Raw genomic sequence first — 24,685 nt, 5'->3', positions numbered from 1 at the left:
CTACACATAAACCTCTAGAAGAGTTGCACTTGTTGAATCTTCCAACATTCTAAAATGAATTTGATTGACCATTTCTTTCGTAGATACTAAAGTACCACTATCTCCATAAATATCTCCTGTACGATAACCTGCCTGCAGGGTTTCGAAAACGGCAAGTTCTACAGCTTCGGCTTCTTTTTCAAGTTGGAACGAATGCCGAAGCATCATCGCTACACTAAGAATCGTACCGATTGGATTTGCTTTACCGCTTCCAGCGATATCAGGTGCTGATCCATGAATAGGCTCATATAGACCAGGACCGTTTTCACCAAGAGAAGCTGAAGGCATCATTCCTAGCGAGCCTATAAGAACAGAAGCTTCGTCAGACAAAATATCTCCAAACATATTTTCAGTAACAACCACATCAAAACTCGTAGGATTACTGATCATCCTCATGGCAGCATAATCTACCAGCAAGTGTTCTGTTTCGATGTTTGGATACTTTTTAGCTACTTCCTCTACGACTTCTCTCCACAATTTGCTCGTTTCAAGAACGTTTGCTTTATCAACTGATGTTACTTTTCTTCTGCGAGAAGAAGCTAACTCATATGCTTTTTCAACGATTCTCGTTATCTCCTCTCGCGTATATGACAATGTATCTACCGCACGTTTCTCATTCCGTTCTTTCGGCTCTGAAAAATAAATACCACCGGTCAGTTCACGAACAAATACAAAGTCAGCACCTTTTACCTTATTCGATTTAAGAGGTGATAGATGTTCAAGACCAGGATAAACGTGTACAGGTCTTACGTTCGCAAACACGTTCATCGCTTTTCGTAAAGCGAGTAACCCTTGTTCAGGCCGAACCTTCCCTTGATCCCATTTTGGGCCACCAACCGCGCCTAGCAGAACAGCATCACTGTCATTGCAAGTTTTAAGTGTGGAATCTGGGAGAGGAGTACCTTCCTGGTCAATAGCAGCACCTCCAAATACTTGTTCAATCGTCTCAAATTCATGACCAAACCGAGTTGCTACCCCGTCTAACACTTGCAGAGCACCTTTGATCACTTCTGGACCGATCCCGTCTCCTGGCAAAACTGCTATTCTCTTTTTCATCTAACATCCCTCCTAAATTTAGATACTCATTGCTTGATAGCTCTTCTTTTCATCATGAAGCTGAAGCTTATTATAGGCGTGAACATAGGCTTTAGCTGATGCTTCCAAAACATCTTGTGCCGTTCCGCTTCCGTTAATCTCATGACCATCACTAACAATCTGAACAAACACTTGAGCAAGAGCATCACGCCCTGCACCCACCGATTGAATTCGATAATCATTCAGTTTGATTGAAGAAGGAAGCATCTTTCCAAGCGTATTGTAGATGGCTTCGACACTACCTGAACCTGTTGCAGCTTCTTGAATCAGTTTTCCATCTGGAGTCAACAGTCTTAACGTCGCAGTAGGAATCTGATTTGTACCATAGTTCACTTGAATATCTTTCAATTGATATAACGGCACTTCAGGTTGTATTTTATGATCGATGAGTAGAGCGAAAATATCTTCTTCTGTCATCTCTTTTTTCTTGTCAGCAAGTTGTTTAAAATCTTCAAATAGAACCTTAACCTTGTTCTCATCTGGATGAAAACCTAATTTATGCAAATAATCTTTAAACGCGTGACGCCCTGAGTGTTTTCCAAGTACGAGTTGATTGGAAGGAACACCAACAAGCTCAGGTGTGATGATCTCATATGTTGATTTTTCTTTTAACACACCGTCTTGGTGGATTCCTGACTCGTGAGCAAAAGCATTCTTTCCAACTACAGCCTTATTCGGCGGGACAGCAATTCCCGTTAGCCTGCTAACAAGCTGACTCGTACGGCTGATCTCATTTAGCTTTAAACGAGTTTTCGCTTGATAAAAATCTTCACGAATCGCCAATGCTACTGCTATCTCTTCTAACGAGGCATTTCCTGCTCTCTCGCCAATTCCGTTGATCGTACATTCAACCTGGTTCGCTCCATGCTCGATCGCTGATAAAGAATTAGCCACAGCCATCCCTAGATCATCGTGACAGTGAGCAGAGAGAATAGCTTTATCAATGTTAGGTACATGATTTAATAGATAATGAAAGATTTTTCCGTATTCCTCGGGATTTGTAAAACCAACCGTATCTGGTATGTTAATAACCGTTGCACCAGCATCAATTACTTTCTCAACAATGCGCGATAAAAATACGAGATCTGAACGACATGCATCTTCTGCAGACCACTGCACGACAGGAAACTTTTGTCGTGCATATTTAACTGCACCAACTGCCGTCTCAACGACTTGGTCAGGTGTTTTCTTTAACTTGTATGTCATATGAATGGGCGATGTTGCTAGAAAGACGTGCAATCTTGGTTCAGCAGAATCTTTCAGAGCCTCCCATGCATGGTCGATGTCCGAAATATTTGATCGCGCCAAAGCTGTAACGGTTGAATTCTTAACAATCGATGCTACCTTTTTAACAGCCTCAAGATCACCCTTGGATGCAGCCGGAAAGCCAGCTTCCATGACATCGACTCCTAGCATTTCTAGTCTTTTAGCGATCTCAAGTTTTTCAGCTGTGTTAAGATTGACTCCTGCTGTTTGTTCTCCATCACGCAAAGTCGTGTCAAAGATTTCAATTTTTCGCACTAGCAACGGCCTCCTTTTTTTGTTTTGATTTTACGAACGGCATCATTGCTCGAAGTTCCCTCCCTACCTTTTCAATAGGATGGTTCTTCTCTTGGTTGTTCACCACATGGAACACAGGTCTATTCGCTTGATTCTCCAAGATCCAACCCTTAGCAAACTCTCCGGATTGAACATCTTTCAGAACGGATTTCATTGATTCTTTCACTCTTTCATCAATGACACGTGGTCCTGATTGAAAATCTCCCCACTGAGCAGTATCTGAGATTGAATACCTCATTCCCTCTAGACCACCTTCATACATGAGGTCAACAATCAATTTTAATTCGTGTAAACATTCAAAATAGGCAACTTCTGGCTGATATCCAGCCTCTGTCAACGTTTCAAATCCAGCTTTTACAAGTGAAGATAACCCACCACACAACACAGCCTGTTCACCAAAAAGGTCTGTTTCCGTTTCTTCTTGGAAAGTCGTTTCAAGCACCCCAGCTCTAGCAGAACCAATTCCTTTAGCATAGCTAAGCGCCGTTTCTCTAGCAGTACCTGTAGCATCTTGGTATACCGCGAAAAGTGCTGGAACTCCTTCACCTGATTCAAATGTACGACGAACAAGATGACCTGGACCTTTAGGAGCAACTAAGAATACATCCACATCTTGAGGTGGTACCACTTGATGATAGTGAACGTTGAACCCATGAGCAAAAACGAGTGCATTGCCCGGAGAAAGTTCAGGCAGAATCTCATTTCTGTAAACTTCAGGCTGCCTCTCATCTGGTAATAGGACCATTACGACTTCCGCAAGCCTAGCCGCTTCACGAACGGGATATACTTCAAATCCATCTTTAACCGCTTCGTCAAAAGAACGTCCCTCCCGAACACCAACTACAACATCATAGCCGCTATCCTTTAGATTTAATGCATGAGCATGCCCTTGAGAACCATAACCTACTACCGCTACCTTCTTATTCTTTAATACATCGTTAGAAAGATCGTTTTCGTAATATACTTTTGCCATTATCATCATTCTCCTTTACATAATAGAATAGGGGTGAAGCTCAAGTACTTTCTTTTGTGTTCCGCGAGGTATGGCTGTAACACCTGTCCTTGAAATCTCTTTGATTCCATATGGACGGAGCAGTTCGATCAACGCATCGATCTTTTCACCGTCTCCCGTCACTTCAAGCGTTACGTTTTCGAGTGAAACATCAAGGACGGTCGCTCGAAACGGCTCGATCAGCATTTTGATCTCGCTGCGTGTATCAGGCGTTGTGAGAACTTTGATGAGCGCAAGTTCTCTAGAGACAAGAGCCATGTTTGTCAGATCACGAACTTTCAAAATATTAATCTGCTTATGAAGCTGTTTTACAAGTTGTTCTGCTTTACGATCATCTTCAACCCAAACCGTTAGTGTTACTTTTGAAACGGCTGGATCCTCTGTATGTCCAACGGTAATGTTCTCTATGTTGAACTGGCGTTTTGTCAGCAATCCGGTCAAACGATTCAATACTCCACTTTCGTTTAGAACCGTCGCTGAAATGATCCGTCTCATCCTCTCACTCCAATCATTTCATGTAGTCCTTTTCCTGGAGCGATCATCGGATAAACATTCTCATCAGCTGTAACAACACAATCGAGAACAAATGGTTTTTTGGACGCAAGAGCTAGTGTCAGAGCTTCTCTTACATCACTTTCTGTTTCAGCTCGTTTTCCATCAATTCCGTAGGCTGAAGCTAGCTTGATAAAGTCAGGTTGGATATCAAGCAAAGAGTGCGAGAATCGTTTTTCATAAAATATTTCCTGCCATTGTCTAACCATCCCAAGTGATTTATTGTTCACAATAACTACGATGACTGGAAGCTCCCAATCTTGGAGAACTCCGAGTTCTTGAAGCGTCATCTGAAACCCGCCATCTCCAACAACTGCTATTACCGGTAGCTCCGGCTTTCCAACTTTCGCTCCGATCGCTGCAGGAAATCCGAATCCCATCGTTCCAAGTCCTCCAGACGTTATCCATCTGTTCGATTCTAAAAACGTATAGTATTGTGCCGCCCACATCTGATGCTGGCCAACATCAGTTGAAACAATGGCCTCTCCATTCGTAACATCATGAAGAATCTGCATTAACTTTTGTGGTTTCAATTCTGATTCATCTGTCTTATACGTAAGAGGAAATTCAGTCTTGTGCTTCGTGAGTTGGATTACCCATTCGTTATAGTCTCCTTTATCGCCTCTTGTCTGGTTTAATGCTGAAAGCGTTTCTTTCGCACACCCCACGATAGGAATTTCAGTTGGAACATTTTTTCCGATCTCAGCTGGATCAATATCGATATGTGCCACCACTGCTTTTTTAGCAAAATGATCAAGATTACCAGTCAATCTGTCATCAAACCTAGCTCCAATGCCAATTAAAAGATCGCAGTCATAAAGTGCCATGTTGCTTGCGTATGTTCCATGCATTCCTGCCATCCCTAAACAAAGCGGATGTTCAGCAGGAAATCCACCAAGGCCTAAAAGGGTTTGAGCAACCGGTATCTGGTGATATTCCGCGAACGCGACTAACTCTTTTTCAGCACTTGCCGCCAGTACCCCTGCACCTGTTAAGAGGACAGGTCTTTTAGCCTGTAACAGCGCTTCGTTCAACCTTTTTACTTGAAGAATATTAGGTTTTAACGTCGGCTGGTAACCTGGAAGGTGAATACCCTCAACTTCTTTAACTTCCGCTCTTTTAACGGCAACATCTTTCGGTATATCGATTAAAACCGGGCCTTTTCTTCCGGTGTTCGCTATATGAAAGGCTTCTTTCATAATTCTCGGCAGGTCTTCCGCTCGTTGGACTTGATAATTATGTTTCGTGATCGGCATTGTGATCCCGACGATGTCCGCTTCTTGGAAAGCATCCGTTCCAATCACTGTCGTTGCTACCTGACCCGTGAAGATAACAAGAGGAATAGAATCAATCATCGCATCTGCGATACCTGTAACAAGGTTGGTTGCACCTGGCCCTGAAGTCGCTAACACCACGCCTGGTTTTCCTGTTACTCTTGCATAACCTTGCGCAGCATGAATCGCTCCTTGTTCATGCCTCGTTAGAACATGTTTCATCTCTGATTTGTAGAGGGCATCATAGATTGGAAGTACAGCTCCTCCGGGATAACCAAACAGAACTTCAACTTTCTCATTCTGCAACCCTTGAATAAATAGTTCAGCACCAGAGACTAATGAAGTTTCGACTGATTTTTTCTCAGCCACCCAACTGGCCTTCATTTTCATTCCTCCTTTAACTTCGAACCTTTATTTGGTAAAAGACTATTGGGGCATCAGTTGTTGCTCTTGAAAGAGTTGATGTGATGAGAAATAACCAAAGGGCAACAACGTCTAAAAAAACAATAAAAAAACTTCTCCACCCAAATGGACAGGTTAATCCTATCCAAAGGGGTGAAAAAGTTCACTTTTCCACGGTACCACCCTTATTCACATTTCTTGCTCATTTACACAAGAAATGCCTCAAGACGAAATATTCGTCATTTGATAACAAGCGATAAAAAATGGTATTATCGCTTGGCCCTTCCTACTAAGAAACGTTCAAAAGGACACTCAGGAGGGATGTCCTGGTATTAGGAATAACCGGTTCACAGCGACCACCGGCTCTCTGTTTATCCCACATCTACCATTGTTCTCCGTCATCGTTTTATTGTTTTAAATTTTTAATATTCCTCCAGTATTAGCTGAAGTTACGAGCGCCGCATAGCGTGCGAGGTAACCTTTTTTGATCTTCGGTTCGGGTTTCACCCAGCCTTCTTTTCGTTCTTTTAAGTCTTCTTCTGTTAATAATACGTGAATCGTTCTATTTACTAGATCAATTAAGATTGGATCACCATTGTTTACGAACGCGATCGGTCCTCCTTGTGCCGCTTCTGGCGAGATATGACCGATCGAGATACCTCGAGACGCACCAGAGAATCTGCCATCCGTAATTAGTGCTACTTTCGTACTCAATCCTCTTCCAGCGATAGCTGAAGTTGGAGAGAGCATCTCCGGCATACCTGGTCCACCCTTCGGTCCTTCATATCGAATGACAACGACATGCCCTTCTCTTACTTCACCATTATTGATGCCTTGGATCGCTTCTTCTTGAGATTCATAGACGATAGCCTCGCCTTGAAATGTTTTTATTGAAGGATCAACTGCACCTACTTTGATCACACAGCCATCTGGTGCAATGTTTCCATAAAGTATAGATAAACCGCCTACTGGTGAATATGCGTTATCTTTTCTACGAATAACATCATCATCTAAAATTTCCGCATGCCGGACTCGGTGCTCTAACGTTTCTCCACTTATCGTTAACCGATCGTTATGGATGGCACCTTCCATTCTACAGAGTTCATTGATGATCGCACTGACACCGCCGGCTCTGTGAACATCCTGCATAGAATAATCCGAAGCTGGACTAATCTTCGATAAATATGGAATGCGTTCTGCGATCTCGTTGATTGATGATAAGTCATAATCAATCTCAGCTTCATTTGCGATGGCAAGCATATGAAGTACGGTATTCGTTGAGCCGCCCATCGCCATGTCCAAGGCAAAGGCGTCATCAATCGCTTCTTTCGTTATAATATCTCTAGGTTTTATATTGTTTTTCACTAGATCCATAAGTGACGTTGCAGCCTCTTTGATCAGTTCTCTTCTTTCGTCTGAGGTAGCAACGATCGTTCCGTTACCCGGCAGTGTAATTCCTAGCATCTCCATGATGGAATTCATGCTGTTGGCTGTAAACATCCCTGAGCATGATCCACAAGTCGGGCAAGCACTCGTTTCAAGTTCTAATAGTTCTTCTCTCGTCATCTTTCCAGCTAAGTGAGAACCTACTCCTTCAAATACCGAGGCAAGGGAGAGAGATTTTCCGGCCATAGACTTTCCGGCTTCCATCGGGCCACCTGAAACAAATACTGCAGGAACATTCGTCCTTACAGCTGCCATTAACATACCAGGGGTAATCTTGTCACAGTTAGGTATGTAGAACACACCGTCGAACCAATGGGCGTTAATAACCGTTTCTGCTGCATCTGCGATGACTTCTCGACTCGGAAGCGAATACCTCATACCAATATGACCCATCGCAATTCCATCATCTACGCCGATCGTATTAAACTCGAACGGAATTCCACCAGCTTCTCTAATGGCTTCTTTTACCCATTCACCTACTTTGTTTAGATGCATATGCCCCGGAATAATATCAACATAGGAATTACAAACACCGATAAAAGGTTTATCCATATCCTCTGGTGCAACTCCCGCTGCGTGGAGAAGACTTCTGTGCGGGGCTCTATCGATTCCTTGCTTGATCATATTACTGCGCATATCTGTAACACTCCTATACTTCTTTTATCCAGCTTGAACGGCTTGGTTCGGATACACCTTAACTCCTTCTTCAACTACTTTTTCTCTAAAGGATTTTAAAAGTTTGTTCGTATGTTCACCTGGTGCTCCGTTTCCGATTACTCTTCCATCAACTTTTACTACTGCAATAACTTCAGCTGCAGTTCCAGTTAAGAATACTTCATCAGCTACATAAACATCATGTCTCGTGAATGGCTCTTCAACCATGTTGTATCCTTGCGCTCGTGCGATCTCAACAATTGCGTTTCGAGTAATTCCTTCTAGAGCTCCTAAGTATCCCGGAGGCGTTTTAATGGTATTCCCTTTGATGATGAACACATTATCAGCGGAACCTTCCGCCACATACCCTTGATCGTTCAGCATCAATGCTTCACTAACTCCTGCAAGGCTAGCCTCGATCTTAACTAAGATATTGTTCAGGTAGTTTAGCGATTTAACTTTAGGACTTAACACATCCGGGCGGTTTCTTCTGCTTGCCACTGTTATGATCTCTAAACCTGTTTCATAAAGTTTTTTAGGAAATAGTGCAAGCTGTTCTGCAATGACAATGACTCCCGGTTGGCCGCATGTAAAAGGGTCCAATCCTAAATTTCCTTTTCCTCGTGAAATTACTAGTCGAATATAAGCATCACGATATTTGTTTTTCTGGAGCGTTTGAACGATGATGTCTGTTAGTTCTTCTTTAGTGTGTGGAATTGTCAGCATAATGGATTGAGCTGATTCGTATAAACGCTGAAGATGTTCATCTAGTCGATATACATTTCCGTTATAGACTCGAATACCTTCAAACACCCCATCTCCATATAAAAACCCATGATCGTAAACCGAGACTTTGGCGTCATCTTTTAATACGTGCTCACCATTAACATAAACCCATTGCTCCTGCATCGTGATCCTCCTTTACGTGTCGATTTGAATTATTTGAATTTTTTAAAAATATTTTAATAATTGTTGACAATATTACGCCCATCTTATTAAAGAATCAACCACGAATTTTGTATTTTTAACTGAATTCTGACTTTTCAGTTATTTTGTACACGCTTTCATCCCCATGACCATCAGGTTTTGAAGCTTTAACGCGTTACATTGTAAACATTTTTAAAGCGCTTTCATAGAAATTAAAAAAACACGCTTGATATCCTTTAATAGAGGACATCAAGCGTGTCGAAAAGTTGTTATATGTAAGTATTATGGCGTCCCAGGAGAGATTCGAACTCCCGACCGTACGCTTAGAAGGCGTATGCTCTATCCGGCTGAGCTACTGGGACATATGTATTGGAGCCCCTTTCGCATAGCAATGGCGCTTTCCGCAATTACCATGCGCTGCGGGCACACAGTGATTTGTTCCACCCGTCGACTGTGGATACAAATATATTTTTTATCATGCATTTTAATTTAAGATCTGTTAACTTCAGATGTAACTTTTCATGGACCATTTGAACGTGAGAAAAACAAATGGAGCGGGTGATGAGAATCGAACTCACGACCAGAGCTTGGAAGGCTCTTGTTTTACCACTAAACTACACCCGCAGACAATTTAGACCTTGTCGCGACGACATAACTAAATATACATGATATCTAAATTATAGTCAACCCATTTTCTCAACTTTTTTATTTTCTAACCGTTTTTTTTTCAAATGTTCTACTTAACCGATCGATACGTATACCATCGAGTGAATAAAAACTTACCGATATACTATTATCTTCAATCTCCAATAACGCATACGTCTTTTCAAAAGAGCCTCTAGGCAGCCTGATACTCCCTGGATTGATAAAGATCATTCCCTCACGCTCAAATGCCTCAGCTACGTGTGAATGCCCAAAACAAGCAATTACTGCACCTGTTTCCTCTGCCCTGTATGCTAGTGAAAGATAAGACATTTTTACATCGTATAAATGACCATGTGTTATATATATACATGTATCTCCCAACAACTCAATGGCTTCGTTAGGAAAATCATCGCCTAAATAATCCATATTTCCTTTAACCGTTACAAATCCAGACATTTCTTTAGATGCTGTCGAAAGCTCTGAATCACCGCAATGAATCATAAGATCTACTTTATTTCGATAGCGGCTCTTTAACGTTTCTAACTCATCAGTTAACCCATGACTATCACTAACGATTAAGGCTTTTCCCATAAGAGATCCTCCTCATTGATCAGTTTTTTGAGTTTTTCCAAAGCTATTGCTCTGTGGCTAATTTTATTTTTTTCTTCTTTTGCTAACTCTGCCATCGAACGATTTAATTTTGGAAGAAAGAAAATCGGATCATACCCGAAACCTTCCGTCCCCTTCTTTTCTCTTAAGATCTGACCTTTACATTCCCCTTTTACAACTAGCGTTTCTTTTTGAGGTCTCGCAAAAGCTAAAGCACATACAAACTGAGCACTTCTATCTTTATCTTCAACATCCTGAAGTTCTTCTAAGACTTTGTTCATGTTCTCTTCATCATTTTTATGTATACCAGCATACCTAGCTGAATAAACGCCAGGTCGTCCTTCTAACGCATGAATTTCTAACCCAGAGTCATCAGCAATAACAGGTATATTCATCTGTTTAGAAATGGTTTCAGCCTTTAAAATAGCGTTCTCTTGAAAAGTGATACCTGTTTCTTCAACGTCAGGACTTCCTTCAATATCGTTTAAAGTGAGGATCTCAACCCCAAAACTACCTAACATCGATTGAAATTCTTTAGCTTTACCTCTATTTTTCGTTGCAACTAAAATTTTCATGTGGTTTATTCCTCCGATAAAAGTAGATCTTAACATAGTGAATGATTATGTAAATTCCTATTATAAATATGGACAAAACAAAAAAGAGACGAATATCTCGCCTCTTTACTGTATCACAACCTATTTGATTTTAAAATTCACCTGTATTTACTTCTTTAGGTCTTGAAACTGGAGCGGTGAGTTCTTTCCCTTTTTCATTAAAGATCTTTGACTTCCCGTCCACTTTAATCGCTACTTTCTTCACTTCAGATAGTTCTGTAAGAGAAAGAACAATCGAATTTAATACTTCATCTGCAATCATGCTTTCTTCTTTGTTGTCCAGTAAAGCTCCATTGAAGTTTAGTGTAACAACACCATCTTTGACGACAGGTGTACTCAACAGTTTCACATCTGTTCTAAAATCTGTTAGAAGGCTGCTCTCAGCAGATGGGCCATCAATTAGGTGTTCGATCGTTGCTGTTACTTTATCTGTCCCCTCTTTTGCAACTCGGCGCGTTACAGGTACATAATACGTTTGGTCCTGTGTCTGTGCTAAGAAATAGAGCGTTACGAGTTCACTATTCGTGATATCTGCCACACTGCCATTTTCGAGATTTATACCGTCAACGCGACTCACACCGTCACCAACTGGTGTATTGTTAACAGGCATTGAATTTTGGTTCTTTCCTGCGATCTGAATTTTAACTTTCTTTATGTTGTCAAACTGAGTAAGTGTAAATGTAATAGCTTGCAGAATCTTCATTTCATCTGCTGCATTATATTCTGTGAACTCCTTTGAAAAATTTGCTGTAGCTGTACCTTTTTTGATATTTACCGATAACACTTCTGTATCTGCTGGCAGAACAGCTTGAAAACCGTTAGGAAGCAAATTACTTACTGGCCCATCTTTCACAAGATACTGCAGTACTTGTTTAGCAGTTTCATCGTTCTTTGGAAGAGCAAGAACTTGCGGAACAACCATCCCGTTGCTGTCGAATAAAAACAGTTGCCGCTTATTCGTCTGCTCTGCACTCGCTGCTTTATCTTTCTTATCGAGCGACTGACCTTCTTTCACGTAGTTCACTTTAGGGGGATCAAGCTCATTTCCTGCTTTCTCTCCCCATAATCCGCAACCTGATACCAGCAATGAAGCTGATAATATGATAAGCGGTGCTCCTGTCTTCATCATTTTGCGCATACTTTCCCTCCTCAAGTGGTTTGTACTACTATGTATACGAGCTATCCTCTCCCGTTAGACCACTTGTACAAAAAATAAAGAAGACTGGCTTTAATTAAATGAAAAGAGCAGAATCCCTAAATGGATTCTGCTCTTTTCACTTCAATATTCTCAATATGAGGTTACCTAAATTTCGTGCTCTTTGAAAACTACAACTTAATACATTCTACTTTTTCAATCTTGCGGTCTAGCCAATGGTTAGCGATCTCTAAGAAATGATTGCTCTCTGCTGTAGCTAAGAATCGATGCATCGGTTTAGCATCTGTTGTATTTAAAAGTCCGCTATGGTCTAAGATGACTGAAACTTCACGCGCAGTTTCTGCACCTGAACAGATCAACGTGATATGTTTACCCATCACTTGCTGTATGACAGGTCTTAACAGAGGGTAATGAGTACATCCCAAGATTAACGTATCGATGGAGAGATCCTTAAGTGGATATAACGTTTCTGAAACTGCGCTTAATGTTTCTTCACCTGATAACTTCCCTTGTTCAACAAGCGGAACGAACAAGGGACACGCTAAACTTTCTACGATCACATCGTTACGAATCTGTGTTAGCGCCTGTTTATAAGCACCACTATTGATCGTCCCGACTGTCCCGATTACACCGACGTGATTATTTTTCGTCGCTTTTAATGCGGAACGGGCACCAGGATGGATAACTCCTAAGACCGGAATGTCTAACTTTCTCTTCGCTTCTTCTAATACTGCTGCAGTAGCTGTATTGCAGGCGATAACGAGCATCTTAATTTTCTGTTCTAAAAGATAATCAATCATTTCCCACGTATAAGTCCTAACCTCTTCAAATGGTCTCGGACCATACGGGCACCTTTTCGTGTCTCCTAAGTAGATAATCTCTTCTTTCGGTAGCTGCTTCATGATCTCTCTTGCTACCGTTAAACCTCCCACTCCTGAATCAATGACTCCAATGGGTCTATTCAAAAAACATCGCCTCATCTCTATATACGTACTGGCGTTAAATCACTGTTTTCTATTCTGCTAATATTTTTATGAAAATGCAAGACCATTCGTTAATGTAATGTTTTAACCCGAGCAACCTGGAGTGGAAATAATCACTCTCGTAGCCAACCCTATTCACTCAAACGTCTATAGAAAAAGACTATGGAAATTCCCCATAGTCTTTTTTCTACTTTAGAAATTTTCTTCTGCAAACTTTACAACGTCTTCCATTGTTTCCATTTGTAGAATTTCATCCATGTGTGCACTGATCTTTTGTTTAGACAGACCGAGAATCTGACTACGAGCAGGTAGTACAGATGTAGCACTCATTGAGAATTCATCGAGGCCAAGGCCAAGAAGAATTGGAATTGCGATTGGATCGCCTGCCATCTCTCCACACATACCAGCCCATTTACCTTCTTTATGAGCTGCATCAATAACCATTTTTACCAATCTTAAGATCGCTGGATTGTACGGCTGATACAAGTATGAAACTTGTTCGTTCATACGATCAGCAGCCATCGTATATTGAATCAAATCGTTAGTACCAATGCTGAAGAAATCAACTTCCTTAGCAAAAGTATCTGCCATTACGGCTGTTGATGGAATTTCCACCATGATACCTACTTCAATGGATTCGGATACTTCTACACCTTCTGAAGTGAGCTTTTCTTTTTCCTCTAACAAAATACCTTTAGCAGCACGGAATTCTCCAAGTGTTGCAATCATCGGGAACATGATCTTCAAGTTTCCATATTGGCTAGCTCGAAGAAGTGCTCTAAGTTGTGTACGGAAAATTTCTTGCTCTTCTAAGCAAAGACGTATCGCACGGAATCCTAAGAAAGGATTTAACTCTTTCGGAAGATTTAAATAAGGAAGCTCTTTATCTCCACCAATATCAAGTGTACGGATAACTACTGGTTTACCTTCCATCTTTTGAAGCACTTCACTGTATGCCTTGAACTGCTCTTCTTCAGTTGGAAGTTGGTCACGGCCCATGTAAAGGAACTCTGTACGGTATAAACCAACGCCTTCTGCACCGTTCTCTAGAACACCTTTTACGTCTGCTGGTGTTCCAATATTAGCTGCAAGCTCAACTTGGACAGAGTCGCTTGAGAATGTTTTTTCATTCACTAGCTTTGCCCATTCGGCTTTTTGCTTTTGATATTGTTTTTGTTTTTCTTCATACGTCGCAATTTCATCTTCAGTAGGATTCACGATTACGTGCCCATCCAGACCGTCGATGATTACCATTACGCCGTTCTCAACGTTTTCCGTAATTGTTTTAGTTCCTACTACTGCAGGAATTTCCATTGAACGTGACATGATTGCTGAGTGAGAAGTTCTCCCTCCAATGTCAGTTGCAAAACCTTTAACAAAATTACGGTTTAATTGAGCCGTGTCAGAAGGAGTTAAATCTTCTGCTAAGATGACAACTTCTTCTGTAATGCTTGCAGGCGTAGTAAACGTCACATTTAACAAGTGTGCTAAAACTCGTTTTGAGACGTCACGAATATCTGCAGCACGCTCTTTCATGTATTCGTTATCCATAGATTCAAACATATTGATGAACATGGATGAAACATCGTCCATTGCTGCTTCTGCATTAACCTTTTCATTCTCAATCTTTTGTTTTACAGCATCAACTAGTTCTGGATCGCTCAAAACAAGAAGATGGGCAGCAAAAATCGCTGCCTTATCTTCGCCTAACTCTTTGTTCGCTTTTTCTTTAATTACAGAAAGTTCCTCTTTAGAAACGTTTAGCGCTGCTTCAAAACGCTCGATCTCACTTGCTGAATCTGAGATCGATTTTCTTTCGATCGTTAATTCAGGGTTTTGAAGAACAAACGCTTTTGCGATTGCGATGCCGGCTGATGCTGCAATACCTGAAATTTTTTCAGACATTACTCACCAAGCCCTTCCTTTTTCATAACATTTTCTAATGCTGCGATTGCTTCATCTGCATCTGAACCTTCTGCTTTGATCACGATTGAAGATCCTTGTTGAATTCCAAGGCTCATTACGCCCATGATTGATTTTAAGTTAACGCTTTTTCCGTTGTAATCAAGTGTAATATCTGAGCTGAACTGACCTGCTTGGTTAACTAAAGTTGTTGCTGGACGTGCGTGGATTCCTGATTCGCTAGTTACTTTGAATGTTTTTTCTGCCATGATAATTACCCCTTTATTTTTTGAATGTAATAATATTTTCTTCCTCTATAGCCACAGTTCCTGTTTTTTCGACGGAAACTGTTTCATCCGATAGATTCGTGAAAACAATCGGTGTGATTACGGATGGTGCATTTTCCTTAACAAAGTTCAGGTCAACCTTTAGTATCTTTTGACCGATCTTAACTCTGTCGCCCTCAGACACAAAGCTCTCAAAACCTTCACCTTTCAGTTTCACTGTATCGATACCAAAATGGATGAGAATTTCTTTGCCTGAATCTGACTCAATACCGATGGCATGTTTTGTCGGGAAGATATTCATTATCTTACCATTAACAGGTGAAACCACCAAGCCTTCTGCTGGTTCGATGGCAAATCCATCACCCATCATTTTTCCTGAGAAAACTTGGTCAGGAACTTCGGTGATCGGAAGTATTTTCCCTTTAATCGGAGAAACAAAACGATCATCATCTGTAGAAATGGATGAAGTTGGTGTAGCAGCTTCATTGTTTGTTTCCACAACTTTTCCTTGTTCAGGAGTTTTCTCTGAGTTTTTAGGTTTTGCTACAGTCTTACCACTAATAATATCTTGAATTTCACTCTTGATCGTATCTGATCGTGTACCGAAGATTGCTTGAATGTTGTTACCCATTTCAAGAACGCCGGATGCTCCGAGTTTTTTCAATCGATCCTTGTCAACTTCCTTAGGGTCATTTACAGATACTCTTAATCGAGTGATACAAGCATCAAGGTTAGAGATATTGGACTCTCCACCTAATCCCTCTAAAATATTCGCTGCGAGTGAATCTTTATTGGACGGTCCAACATTCGTTTCAACTTCATCATCCACGATTTCTCTTCCTGGTGTCTTAAGGTTCCATTTACGGATCGCAAAACGGAAACCAAAGTAATAGATCACTGCAAATACAAGACCTACAGGAATTACAAGCCACCAATCCGTACGGTTAGGAAGTACTCCGAACAATAAGTAGTCAATTACACCACCAGAGAAAGTCATACCTATTTTAACATTTAACAAGTGCATAACCATAAAAGAAAGACCTGCGAAAATAGCATGAATTCCAAATAATACTGGAGCAACAAATAAGAATGTGAACTCAAGTGGTTCTGTGATTCCTGTTAAGAAAGAAGTCAACGCAGCAGAACCCATGATACCCGCAACGATTTTCTTTTGTTCAGGTCGTGCTTCGTGATACATAGCCAATGCTGCAGCTGGAAGTCCGAACATCATGAACGGGAACTTACCAGTCATAAATGTACCTGCTGTTAATTCAACGTTATCTTTTAATTGTGCAAAGAAGATCGCTTGGTCACCACGAACGAGTCCTTCTGCTGCAGATTTATAAGAGCCGAACTCAAACCAGAACGGCGAGTAGAAGATGTGATGAAGTCCAAAAGGAATCAATGAACGTTCGATCACCCCAAAGATAAATGCTGCAACCGTCAAGTTCGAATTAATCATGCTTTCAGAGAACGTATTAAGTCCATGCTGAACAGGTGGCCAGATGAACGTCATAACAATACCAAGAGCTAGAGCAGAAACTGCAGTAACAATCGGTACAAAACGTTTTCCGGCAAAGAACCCTAAGTATTGAGGAAGTTCGATGTTATAGAACCTCTTATAAAGATAGGAGGCTAAGATACCGACGATAATACCTCCAAACACACCTGTCTGAAGTGTTGGAATACCTAGTACGTTCGCAAAAGAAGGGTCTTTTCCGATCATATCAGGTGTTACCCCTTCAATAACGCTCATGGTTACGTTCATGATCAAGTAACCGATAATAGCAGCTAATCCTGCTACACCTTCACCGCCTGCAAGACCTACGGCAACACCAACGGCAAACAGTAACGATAAATTGGCAAAAACAATATCTCCCGATTTTTCCATTACGTCTGCAACAAGCTGGAACCATGCTGCGTCTAGTGCAGGTATTCTTTCAATCAACGCTGGATTTTTGAACGCATTACCAAAGGCAAGCAAAAGACCTGCAGCCGGCAAGATAGCAACCGGTAGCATAAGTGCTTTACCTACGCGTTGAAGAACACCAAAAAGTTTTTTCCACATAGGAAGTCCTCCTTTTATTATGATAACCCTTCCATTTACTTTCGCATCAAACAAAAAAAGACATAAATAAGAAACATGAGTAAATCCCTAATCAGAATTAATATATCCTAATTAAGCATCTGCTACACTTTTGTTTCTTACTTATGCCTGATCGAATCAGTAACACGTAAAAACGAGTTCTTCTATATTCTGTTATCATTTGTCTTCATTGTCATAACGCGAAAGCCTTTGCAAATGCATTGTCAAATATACTGCTTCTGCATGGGGCACGGGTTTTTGTAAGGTATTTTGCATAACCTTAATCAACTTCCACGCCAAATTGTAGCATAAAGGATATTCTTCTTTCAACACTTTTGCTAACTTTTCTTGTTCCTCCATGATATCGCCCATAGAGATACGTTCTATCGCATGCCTTAAATGACGTACAAGACGTAAATAATTGATGCTTTTCGTATCAATAGATAGGTCTAGTGAATGTTGAATCATTTGCATTAAAGTGTTGATGAGCTCTGAGTGCTTCTTTATATCAGTTACACTTTTATTGGTTATGGCGCTATGAATATGTAATGCCACAAAACCAATCTCACCTTCAGGAAGATGAATGCCCAGCGATTTATTGATGATTTCTATCGCCTCTTCAGCCACCGTATATTCTTTTGGATAGAGTGTTTGTGTTTCAGTTAGGAATGGATTTTTGATATCCATACTCTGTTCTAATCGTTTGATCGCAAATGTAATATGGTCGGTTAACGCGACATGTATATGTTCGTTTAACTCATTCTCAAAACGAGTTCGTATGTGAACAATTACATCATTGATCAATTCCACTATCTTTTCATCTATCGAATCTAATAAGGTTTTATATTGTTCTTGCTCGTTTTCATCTTTCAATACAAATAACTTGTCCACTTGCTTAGGAAAGATCTCTTCACCAGGTTTCTTACCGAAGCCGATCCCTTTGCCAATAACAATTCTTTCTTCATTGGAGGTATTAATAGCAATAACCACATTATTATTAAAAACTTTTTTCACTTGCAGGCTTTTGTTCATGAATTTTTTCACCTTTTTCATTTAGGTCCATAAACCACTAACATCATAAACTTCATCATAGCGGAAAAAGGTTAGAAAAATCAATTACACTTTTTACCTGCAGAAAAACCAAACTGAAAACGGCTTTCACAATGAAAGCCGCTTTCTGACTAAATCTCGAGTTCTCCAAGCCTCAATAACTCTACAACGGCTTGAGAGCGTCCTTTAACCCCAAGCTTTTGCATGGTATTTGAAATATGGTTACGAACTGTTTTCTCACTAATGAATAATTGTTCCGCAATTTCTTTTGTGGTCTTATCTTGAACTAGTAGTTCGAAAACTTCTCTCTCTCTTTTTGTAAGTAGAGGCTTCGGTCGGTAGTGTTTATCTTTCAATGAATTCACCCCTCCTTGCTAGGGTTTAGGAACCGCCAACGAATATTGGAAGTATTTAGTCAACATATAGTATGTAAAGAATCAGATGGGAGTGACTTGGTTCATTTAAAAAGTATGAAGAATATTACGGATAAACCATAAAAAAAAGCCCATTTTCATACATGGGCTTCTTTAGAAAAATTATATAGTTGGTTTTTTAGCTCTTCATTCCACTTTACAGGACGTCCCTCTCGTCTAGAAATCTGTACGATAGCACCCCTTCCTGTAAATACAGGAATCTTCTTCTCGTTTATGCCTAAATAGTGTATGTCGATGGAAGACGAGCCTACTTCATTAATTTTCACATACACTTTTAATTTTTCATCGTACATGATCTGAGCCAAATAGTCACATTGAAGGTCTGCCACAACTGGAATCACTTCTGAATCAGGAGCACCCCAGTCAGTCATCAAACCCAGTTCCTTAAACATCGCGATTCGTGATTCTTCCATATAAGTAAAGATATTCGTATTATTCACGTGGCCAAATCCGTCGATCTCACCAAAACGCACTTGCAATTCGTGATAAAAAGAAAAGCCCTTTTGCCAATCATCCATATTTGATATGTAATCTTGCCTAGCCAAATTCTTTACCGCCTCTCCTATACAGATATTTTATGAATCGCTATTCAGTTATTTGGTTTTTAAAAAGCTTCTCCCTGATGAGAGAAGCTCTGTATGATTCTTTAACGATCACTGCCAAAGAAGTTCTTAAATGCTTGGAAGCTTGTATCACGGTTAAGTGCAGCAATTGATGTTGTTAAAGGAATACCTTTAGGACAAGACTGCACACAGTTTTGAGAGTTACCACACTCTGCAAGCCCACCGTCATCCATGATCGCGTTCAAACGTTCTTCCTTGTTCATCTCACCAGTTGGATGAGCATTAAACAGACGAACTTGCGATAAAGGTGCTGGTCCGATAAAGTCGGAATTTGTATTTACGTTCGGACATGCTTCTAAACAAACACCGCATGTCATACATTTCGAAAGTTCATATGCCCATTGACGCTTTGTTTCAGGCATACGAGGACCTGGTCCAAGATCATACGTCCCATCGATTGGAATCCAAGCTTTAACTCGTTTAAGCGCATCAAACATTCTACTTCTATCGATCGCCAAATCACGGACAACCGGAAATGTTTTCATTGGTTCAAGACGAATTGGCTGTTCCAATTGATCAACAAGAGCCGTACAAGATTGTCTTGGCTTTCCGTTGATTACCATTGAACATGCGCCACAAACTTCTTCTAAACAACCCATCTCCCAAGTAACGGGAGTCGTAGCTTCCCCTTTTGCGTTAACAGGGTTTCTACGAATTTCCATAAGAGCAGATATTACGTTCATGTTAGGACGATGAGGAATCTCAAACTCTTCTAAATATGGGGCAGTTTCTGGGTTATCCTGTCTTGAGATGACGAATTTCACCATTTTTGTGCTCATTCTTACACCCCTGCCTTCTTCTTAGAATAGTCACGTTTACGTGGCTGGATAAGCGAAACATCTACTTCTTCATACTCGAATTCTGGTCCGTTCGTTGTTGGATTGAATTTCGCTTTTGTTGTTTTTAACCATTGCTCATCATTACGTTCAGGAAAGTCTGGTTTGTAATGAGCTCCACGGCTTTCATCACGGTTTAGTGCGCCCAGCGTTATAACACGAGCAAGCTGAAGCATGTGCCATAGCTGACGAGTAAAGGATGCACCTTGATTACTCCACTTGGATGTATCGTTAATATTGATGTTTTTGTAACGCTGCATCAATTCTTGGATCTTTTCATCCGTTTGTTTTAATTTATCGTTGTATCTAACAACCGTTACGTTATCTGTCATCCATTCTCCAAGTTCTTTATGGATCACATAAGCATTCTCAGTTCCATCCATAGAAAGAATGTTGTTGTATACCTCTTGATCTTTTTTAACTTGGTTATCAAACACAGTAGAAGGTACATCCTCAACTGTTTTTTCCAATCCTCGAATATATCTAACAGCTGATGGGCCAGCTTCCATACCGCCAAAAATAGCTGAAAGCAGCGAGTTAGCTCCTAATCTATTAGCACCATGATACTGATACTCACATTCACCAGCTGCAAATAGACCTGGAATGTTCGTCATCTGATCATAATCAACCCACATTCCGCCCATTGAATAGTGAACCGCAGGGAAGATTTTCATAGGAACTTTACGAGGATCATCACCCATGAACTTTTCATAGATCTCAATGATTCCACCAAGCTTAATATCAAGCTCTTTAGGGTCTTTGTGTGAAAGATCAAGGTATACCATGTTCTCACCATTGATTCCTAGCTTTAGATCAACGCAAACGTGGAAGATTTCACGTGTAGCGATATCACGAGGAACAAGGTTACCGTATGCTGGATATTTCTCTTCTAGGAAGTACCAAGGCTTTCCATCTTTATATGTCCAAACACGTCCACCTTCACCACGTGCTGATTCACTCATTAAACGAAGCTTGTCATCACCAGGAATGGCAGTCGGGTGAATTTGAATGAACTCACCGTTCGCATAATAAACACCTTGCTGATAAAGAGCTGATGCTGCTCCACCTGTATTAATAACAGAGTTCGTAGATTTACCGAAAATGATACCAGGGCCGCCAGTCGCCATAATAACGGCATCCGCAGGGAAACTTACGATCTCCATCGTTTTCAAGTTTTGTGCGGTGATTCCTCGACATTGTCCTTCGTCATCAATAATAGCAGATAAGAATTCCCATCCTTCATATTTCGTGACAAGACCTGCCACCTCGTGGCGGCGAACTTGCTCATCTAGTGCGTACAATAATTGCTGACCCGTTGTTGCACCGGCAAATGCAGTACGATGATGCTGCGTTCCTCCAAAACGACGGAAGTCAAGTAATCCTTCAGGCGTTCTATTAAACATTACACCCATGCGGTCCATTAGATGAATGATTCCTGGCGCCGCGTCACACATCGCTTTTACAGGAGGTTGGTTTGCTAAGAAGTCTCCACCGTAAACAGAGTCATCAAAATGCTCCCACGGTGAATCTCCTTCACCTTTTGTATTTACAGCACCGTTTATGCCACCTTGAGCACAAACAGAATGCGAACGTTTTACTGGAACAACTGAAAAGAGGTCAACATTAACACCAGCCTCAGCTGCTTTGATTGTAGCCATTAAACCGGCGAGACCTCCGCCAACAACAATAATTTTCTGATTACTCAATTTGTCTCACCCCTTTTAAATGAATGCAAAGATTGTTCTTACGCTAACAATTGCAAGTGCAACAAAAACACCCATTGTTACGTATGTTGAAATTTTCTGTGAACGAGGCGAAACTGTAAGGCCCCAGCTGACAAAGAACGACCATAATCCGTTAGCAAAATGGAATACTGCTGATAAAACACCTACAAGATAGAAGGCAACCATGAATGGAGAGCTTAAGATGTCTGCCATCATATCAAAGTTTACTTCTTGTCCGAACGCAGCTTGTACACGTGTTTCCCATACGTGCCAAGCGATAAAAACTAATGTGATAACGCCTGTTACACGCTGAACGAGGAACATCATGTTGCGGAAATAGCCGTAGCGGGTAACATTGTTTTTCGCTTGAAACGTAATGTAAAGTCCATACACGGCATGAAACAAAATTGGTAAGTAGATCACAAACGTTTCTAGGAAGATTCGAAACGGTAAACTTTCCATAAAATGTGCTGCTTTGTTAAATGCTTCAGCATCCCTCGTCGCAAAATGGTTCACAACTAAATGCTGCACGAGAAAAATCCCGATCGGAATTACTCCTAATAATGAATGAATTCTTCTGTTAATAAAATCTCTACTGCCAGCCATTCTCTTGCCCCCTTCAAATTTAGCCTCTCTCTGGCTGCTAATCTTTGTTCCTCTCCACATGTAAGCGTTTTAAGTTTCCTCTTTTAGAGGATGAGTGTTAAACAATTAGCTTAATTAACTAGCAACATGTCCATTTTACTCCCATCGTTTGACACCGTCAAGAAAACGCTAACAACTAAATACGTAAATTTTCTTGATACACCAACGCTTTTAGAGCTTTAAGATTTTCGACAAATACTGATAGTTGCTATAGAGTTTAAACCGCTTTCCCGTTATAATAAAAATTAGAAAGAAGGGATGCAGAATGTTTAAACAAAAGACAAAGGATGAAAACACCCCTGTAGAACAGCTTTCTGTTTCAGCTTTTGGGTATGAGATCCTACGAAGCGACTTATTGCCTGAACTTCTTGGCAAACAAGAACGAAATATTCTCTATTGGGCAGGAAGACACTTGGCTAGAAAATATCCTTTACATACGATGGAAGAAGTTCACGCTTTTTTTGTTGAAGCTGGCTGGGGCACTCTTGAGATGATTGAAGCTTCAAAAACAGAGATGAATTTCTCTCTAAACTCTCAACTGATCATGCAGCGAATGGAAAACTTCACTCATCAAACGTTCAGCCTAGAAGCAGGCTTCCTTGCTGAACAAGTTCAGCTACAAAAAAAATGTACAACAGAAGCTTTAGAATCAATGAAAAGAAACAAAGTTTTTATCACCGTTCAATGGGATAAAAAAGATACGATCGAATAACAAAAGCCGGCGGATTGCCGGCTTTTTCAATGTTTGGTCTTACGTGCTCTGAACAGGAACACGAGCATCTAACTCAAACACATCATGCAGCGTTTCTATCGACTTAATCATATCTTCTTGTTTCACAACGGTTGATACTTTAATCTCAGAAGTGCTAACCATCTTGATCATAATCTCTTCGTCTGACAGAGCTTTAAACATTTTAGCTGCTACACCAGGATTTGAGATCATACCAGAACCAACGATTGATACCTTTGCCAGACCTTGTTCATAACTGATCGATTCAAATCCTAATTTCGATTGATGTGCGGCAAGTACTTCTTGCGTAGCAGACAATGAATTTGATTTGATCGAGAACGAAATATTCGTTTTTTCTTCATTTAATACATTTTGAATGATGATGTCTACGTTTATGCCGTTCGAAGCCAAAATCGTAAACAGTTCCGCTAATGCATGTATTTCATTAGGAACTGAAGAGACCGTAATTTTTGTTATGTTTCCTTCAAACGCAAGACCTCTAACCATTAAATTTTGTTCCATAGACACTTCCTCCTCAACTAATGTTCCACGCTCTTCACTCATACTTGATCTTACTTCTAATGTAATATTATAGTTTTTAGCAAACTCAACCGCTCTCGGATGTAAGACACCTGCACCAAGGTTGGCCATCTCTAACATCTCATCATAAGAGATCGAAGGTAGTTTTCTAGCCGCATTCACTACACGGGGATCAGTCGTATATACACCGGTCACATCGGTATAGATATCACATCGATCTGCATTAAGAGCTGCTGCTAGCGCAACGGCTGTTGTATCAGATCCACCTCTACCAAGAGTGGCAATATCCTTTGTTTCAGGAATAATCCCTTGAAATCCAGCAACAACCACGATATGGCCATCTTTTAACAGCGAAGAGATGCGCGTTGAATCGATGTCTAGTATTCTTGCATTTGAAAAGGTATCTTCTGTTTGAATGCCCGCTTGCCATCCTGTTAATGATTGAGCTTTATATCCTTCTTGATGCAGAGCCATCGTCAATAGGGCGATCGTAATCTGTTCTCCCGTCGTAAGGAGCATATCCATCTCCCGTTTGGAAGGGTTCTGACTAATATCTGTAGCAAGCTTTACAAGTTCATCCGTTGTTTTACCCATCGCTGAAACGACTACCACGACTTCATTTCCTGCATCTACTTCATGGATGATTCGTTTCGCCACATTTTGTATTCGCTCAACTGAGCCAACACTAGTTCCACCAAATTTTTGAACGATTCTCCCCATATACTCCAATCCCTTCTTGTTGTAAGATTCTATCTCTTTTATTAGAAGTTTGTTGACGCTAAAATTACCACGTCTGCTTAGTTTGCACGTATACTTTCAGGTCACTTAATTTGAAAGTAAATACAAAAAAGCAACAATAA

The 24,685-nt window shown here is 40.7% G+C and carries 22 protein-coding genes, 2 tRNA genes and 1 other annotated feature; of the genes, 1 reads left to right on the top strand and 23 read right to left on the bottom strand.

The window, feature by feature from the left end:
- The 22 genes from leuB to FS458_RS06080 all read right to left on the bottom strand — a co-directional run bounded on the left by leuB (position 1) and on the right by FS458_RS06080 (position 22,516).
- Complete coding sequence (leuB, locus tag FS458_RS06185; protein WP_144698757.1) at positions 1–1,095, bottom strand: 3-isopropylmalate dehydrogenase; 1,095 nt, start codon at positions 1,093–1,095, stop codon at positions 1–3.
- A gap of 18 nt (positions 1,096–1,113) precedes the next feature.
- Positions 1,114–2,655, bottom strand: coding sequence for a 2-isopropylmalate synthase (locus tag FS458_RS06180; RefSeq protein WP_144698755.1), 1,542 nt, complete (start codon positions 2,653–2,655; stop codon positions 1,114–1,116).
- On the bottom strand, positions 2,642–3,667 hold the full coding sequence (gene ilvC, locus FS458_RS06175) for a ketol-acid reductoisomerase (RefSeq protein ID WP_144698753.1): 1,026 nt from the start codon (positions 3,665–3,667) through the stop codon (positions 2,642–2,644). Before ilvC ends, FS458_RS06180 begins: the two co-directional genes overlap by 14 nt.
- 15 nt (positions 3,668–3,682) lie before the next feature.
- Positions 3,683–4,201 carry an acetolactate synthase small subunit gene (gene ilvN / locus FS458_RS06170; protein ID WP_066396617.1) on the bottom strand — a complete coding sequence of 173 codons (519 nt, stop codon included), beginning with the start codon at positions 4,199–4,201 and terminating at the stop codon, positions 3,683–3,685.
- Positions 4,198–5,916, bottom strand: coding sequence for an acetolactate synthase large subunit (ilvB, locus tag FS458_RS06165; RefSeq protein ID WP_144698751.1), 1,719 nt, complete (start codon positions 5,914–5,916; stop codon positions 4,198–4,200). The genes ilvN and ilvB overlap by 4 nt, the downstream gene beginning before the upstream one ends.
- Positions 5,917–6,080: 164 nt before the next feature.
- Positions 6,081–6,345: a binding site (T-box leader), on the bottom strand.
- Between the two features lie 3 nt (positions 6,346–6,348).
- On the bottom strand, positions 6,349–8,016 hold the full coding sequence (ilvD, locus tag FS458_RS06160) for a dihydroxy-acid dehydratase (protein ID WP_144698749.1): 1,668 nt from the start codon (positions 8,014–8,016) through the stop codon (positions 6,349–6,351).
- 24 nt (positions 8,017–8,040) lie between these two features.
- Positions 8,041–8,943, bottom strand: coding sequence for a branched-chain-amino-acid transaminase (gene ilvE / locus FS458_RS06155; RefSeq protein ID WP_066396629.1), 903 nt, complete (start codon positions 8,941–8,943; stop codon positions 8,041–8,043).
- Between the two features lie 303 nt (positions 8,944–9,246).
- Positions 9,247–9,323 (bottom strand) — tRNA-Arg (locus FS458_RS06150).
- A gap of 188 nt (positions 9,324–9,511) precedes the next feature.
- Positions 9,512–9,585: transfer RNA gene (locus tag FS458_RS06145), tRNA-Gly, on the bottom strand.
- Positions 9,586–9,666: 81 nt separating this feature from the next.
- Positions 9,667–10,197 (bottom strand): metallophosphoesterase family protein, encoded by a 531-nt coding sequence (locus FS458_RS06140; protein ID WP_144698747.1) that lies wholly within the window; start codon positions 10,195–10,197, stop codon positions 9,667–9,669.
- Entirely contained in the window at positions 10,182–10,790 is a 609-nt protein-coding gene (locus tag FS458_RS06135; RefSeq protein WP_144698744.1) for an XTP/dITP diphosphatase, read from the bottom strand. The genes FS458_RS06140 and FS458_RS06135 overlap by 16 nt, the downstream gene beginning before the upstream one ends.
- A gap of 130 nt (positions 10,791–10,920) precedes the next feature.
- Positions 10,921–11,958: a GerMN domain-containing protein gene (locus FS458_RS06130; RefSeq protein WP_144703337.1), complete on the bottom strand. Its 1,038-nt coding sequence runs from the start codon at positions 11,956–11,958 to the stop codon at positions 10,921–10,923.
- Between the two features lie 197 nt (positions 11,959–12,155).
- Positions 12,156–12,950: a glutamate racemase gene (racE, locus tag FS458_RS06125; RefSeq protein ID WP_144698742.1), complete on the bottom strand. Its 795-nt coding sequence runs from the start codon at positions 12,948–12,950 to the stop codon at positions 12,156–12,158.
- A 210-nt stretch (positions 12,951–13,160) separates the two neighbouring features.
- A complete protein-coding gene (ptsP, locus tag FS458_RS06120) occupies positions 13,161–14,873 on the bottom strand; it encodes a phosphoenolpyruvate--protein phosphotransferase (protein ID WP_144698740.1) in 1,713 nt (570 codons plus the stop codon).
- The gene (locus FS458_RS06115; RefSeq protein WP_066396644.1) at positions 14,873–15,139 is read right to left on the bottom strand and encodes a phosphocarrier protein HPr; all 267 of its coding nucleotides are present in this window, start codon (positions 15,137–15,139) and stop codon (positions 14,873–14,875) included. Before FS458_RS06115 ends, ptsP begins: the two co-directional genes overlap by 1 nt.
- A gap of 13 nt (positions 15,140–15,152) precedes the next feature.
- On the bottom strand, positions 15,153–17,225 hold the full coding sequence (gene ptsG, locus FS458_RS06110; protein WP_144698738.1) for a glucose-specific PTS transporter subunit IIBC: 2,073 nt from the start codon (positions 17,223–17,225) through the stop codon (positions 15,153–15,155).
- Between the two features lie 195 nt (positions 17,226–17,420).
- Positions 17,421–18,296 carry a glucose PTS transporter transcription antiterminator GlcT gene (glcT, locus tag FS458_RS06105; protein ID WP_313957516.1) on the bottom strand — a complete coding sequence of 292 codons (876 nt, stop codon included), beginning with the start codon at positions 18,294–18,296 and terminating at the stop codon, positions 17,421–17,423.
- Positions 18,297–18,424: 128 nt separating this feature from the next.
- Positions 18,425–18,649, bottom strand: a complete 225-nt coding sequence (locus FS458_RS06100) for a helix-turn-helix domain-containing protein (protein ID WP_066243534.1) — start codon at positions 18,647–18,649, stop codon at positions 18,425–18,427.
- A gap of 155 nt (positions 18,650–18,804) precedes the next feature.
- Positions 18,805–19,272, bottom strand: a complete 468-nt coding sequence (locus tag FS458_RS06095) for an acyl-CoA thioesterase (RefSeq protein ID WP_144698735.1) — start codon at positions 19,270–19,272, stop codon at positions 18,805–18,807.
- 101 nt (positions 19,273–19,373) lie between these two features.
- Positions 19,374–20,129: a succinate dehydrogenase iron-sulfur subunit gene (gene sdhB, locus FS458_RS06090; protein ID WP_144698733.1), complete on the bottom strand. Its 756-nt coding sequence runs from the start codon at positions 20,127–20,129 to the stop codon at positions 19,374–19,376.
- 2 nt (positions 20,130–20,131) lie between these two features.
- Complete coding sequence (sdhA, locus tag FS458_RS06085) at positions 20,132–21,892, bottom strand: succinate dehydrogenase flavoprotein subunit (RefSeq protein ID WP_066396656.1); 1,761 nt, start codon at positions 21,890–21,892, stop codon at positions 20,132–20,134.
- A gap of 15 nt (positions 21,893–21,907) precedes the next feature.
- Complete coding sequence (locus FS458_RS06080) at positions 21,908–22,516, bottom strand: succinate dehydrogenase cytochrome b558 subunit (RefSeq protein WP_144698731.1); 609 nt, start codon at positions 22,514–22,516, stop codon at positions 21,908–21,910.
- A gap of 304 nt (positions 22,517–22,820) precedes the next feature.
- Here FS458_RS06080 and FS458_RS06075 point away from each other — a divergent pair, with 304 nt between their 5' ends.
- The gene (locus tag FS458_RS06075) at positions 22,821–23,267 is read left to right on the top strand and encodes a YslB family protein (protein WP_144698729.1); all 447 of its coding nucleotides are present in this window, start codon (positions 22,821–22,823) and stop codon (positions 23,265–23,267) included.
- A 39-nt stretch (positions 23,268–23,306) separates the two neighbouring features.
- On the opposite strand, the gene FS458_RS06070 is transcribed toward FS458_RS06075, so the two are convergent.
- Complete coding sequence (locus FS458_RS06070) at positions 23,307–24,545, bottom strand: aspartate kinase (protein WP_144698727.1); 1,239 nt, start codon at positions 24,543–24,545, stop codon at positions 23,307–23,309.
- Between the last annotated feature and the right edge of the window lie 140 nt (positions 24,546–24,685).

The organism is Fictibacillus phosphorivorans, from assembly GCF_007673525.1.
Lineage (GTDB): Bacteria > Bacillota > Bacilli > Bacillales > Fictibacillaceae > Fictibacillus > Fictibacillus phosphorivorans_C.
The sequence above is the reverse complement of the archived record's forward strand: the minus strand, read 5'-3'. Positions and strand labels throughout refer to the sequence as shown.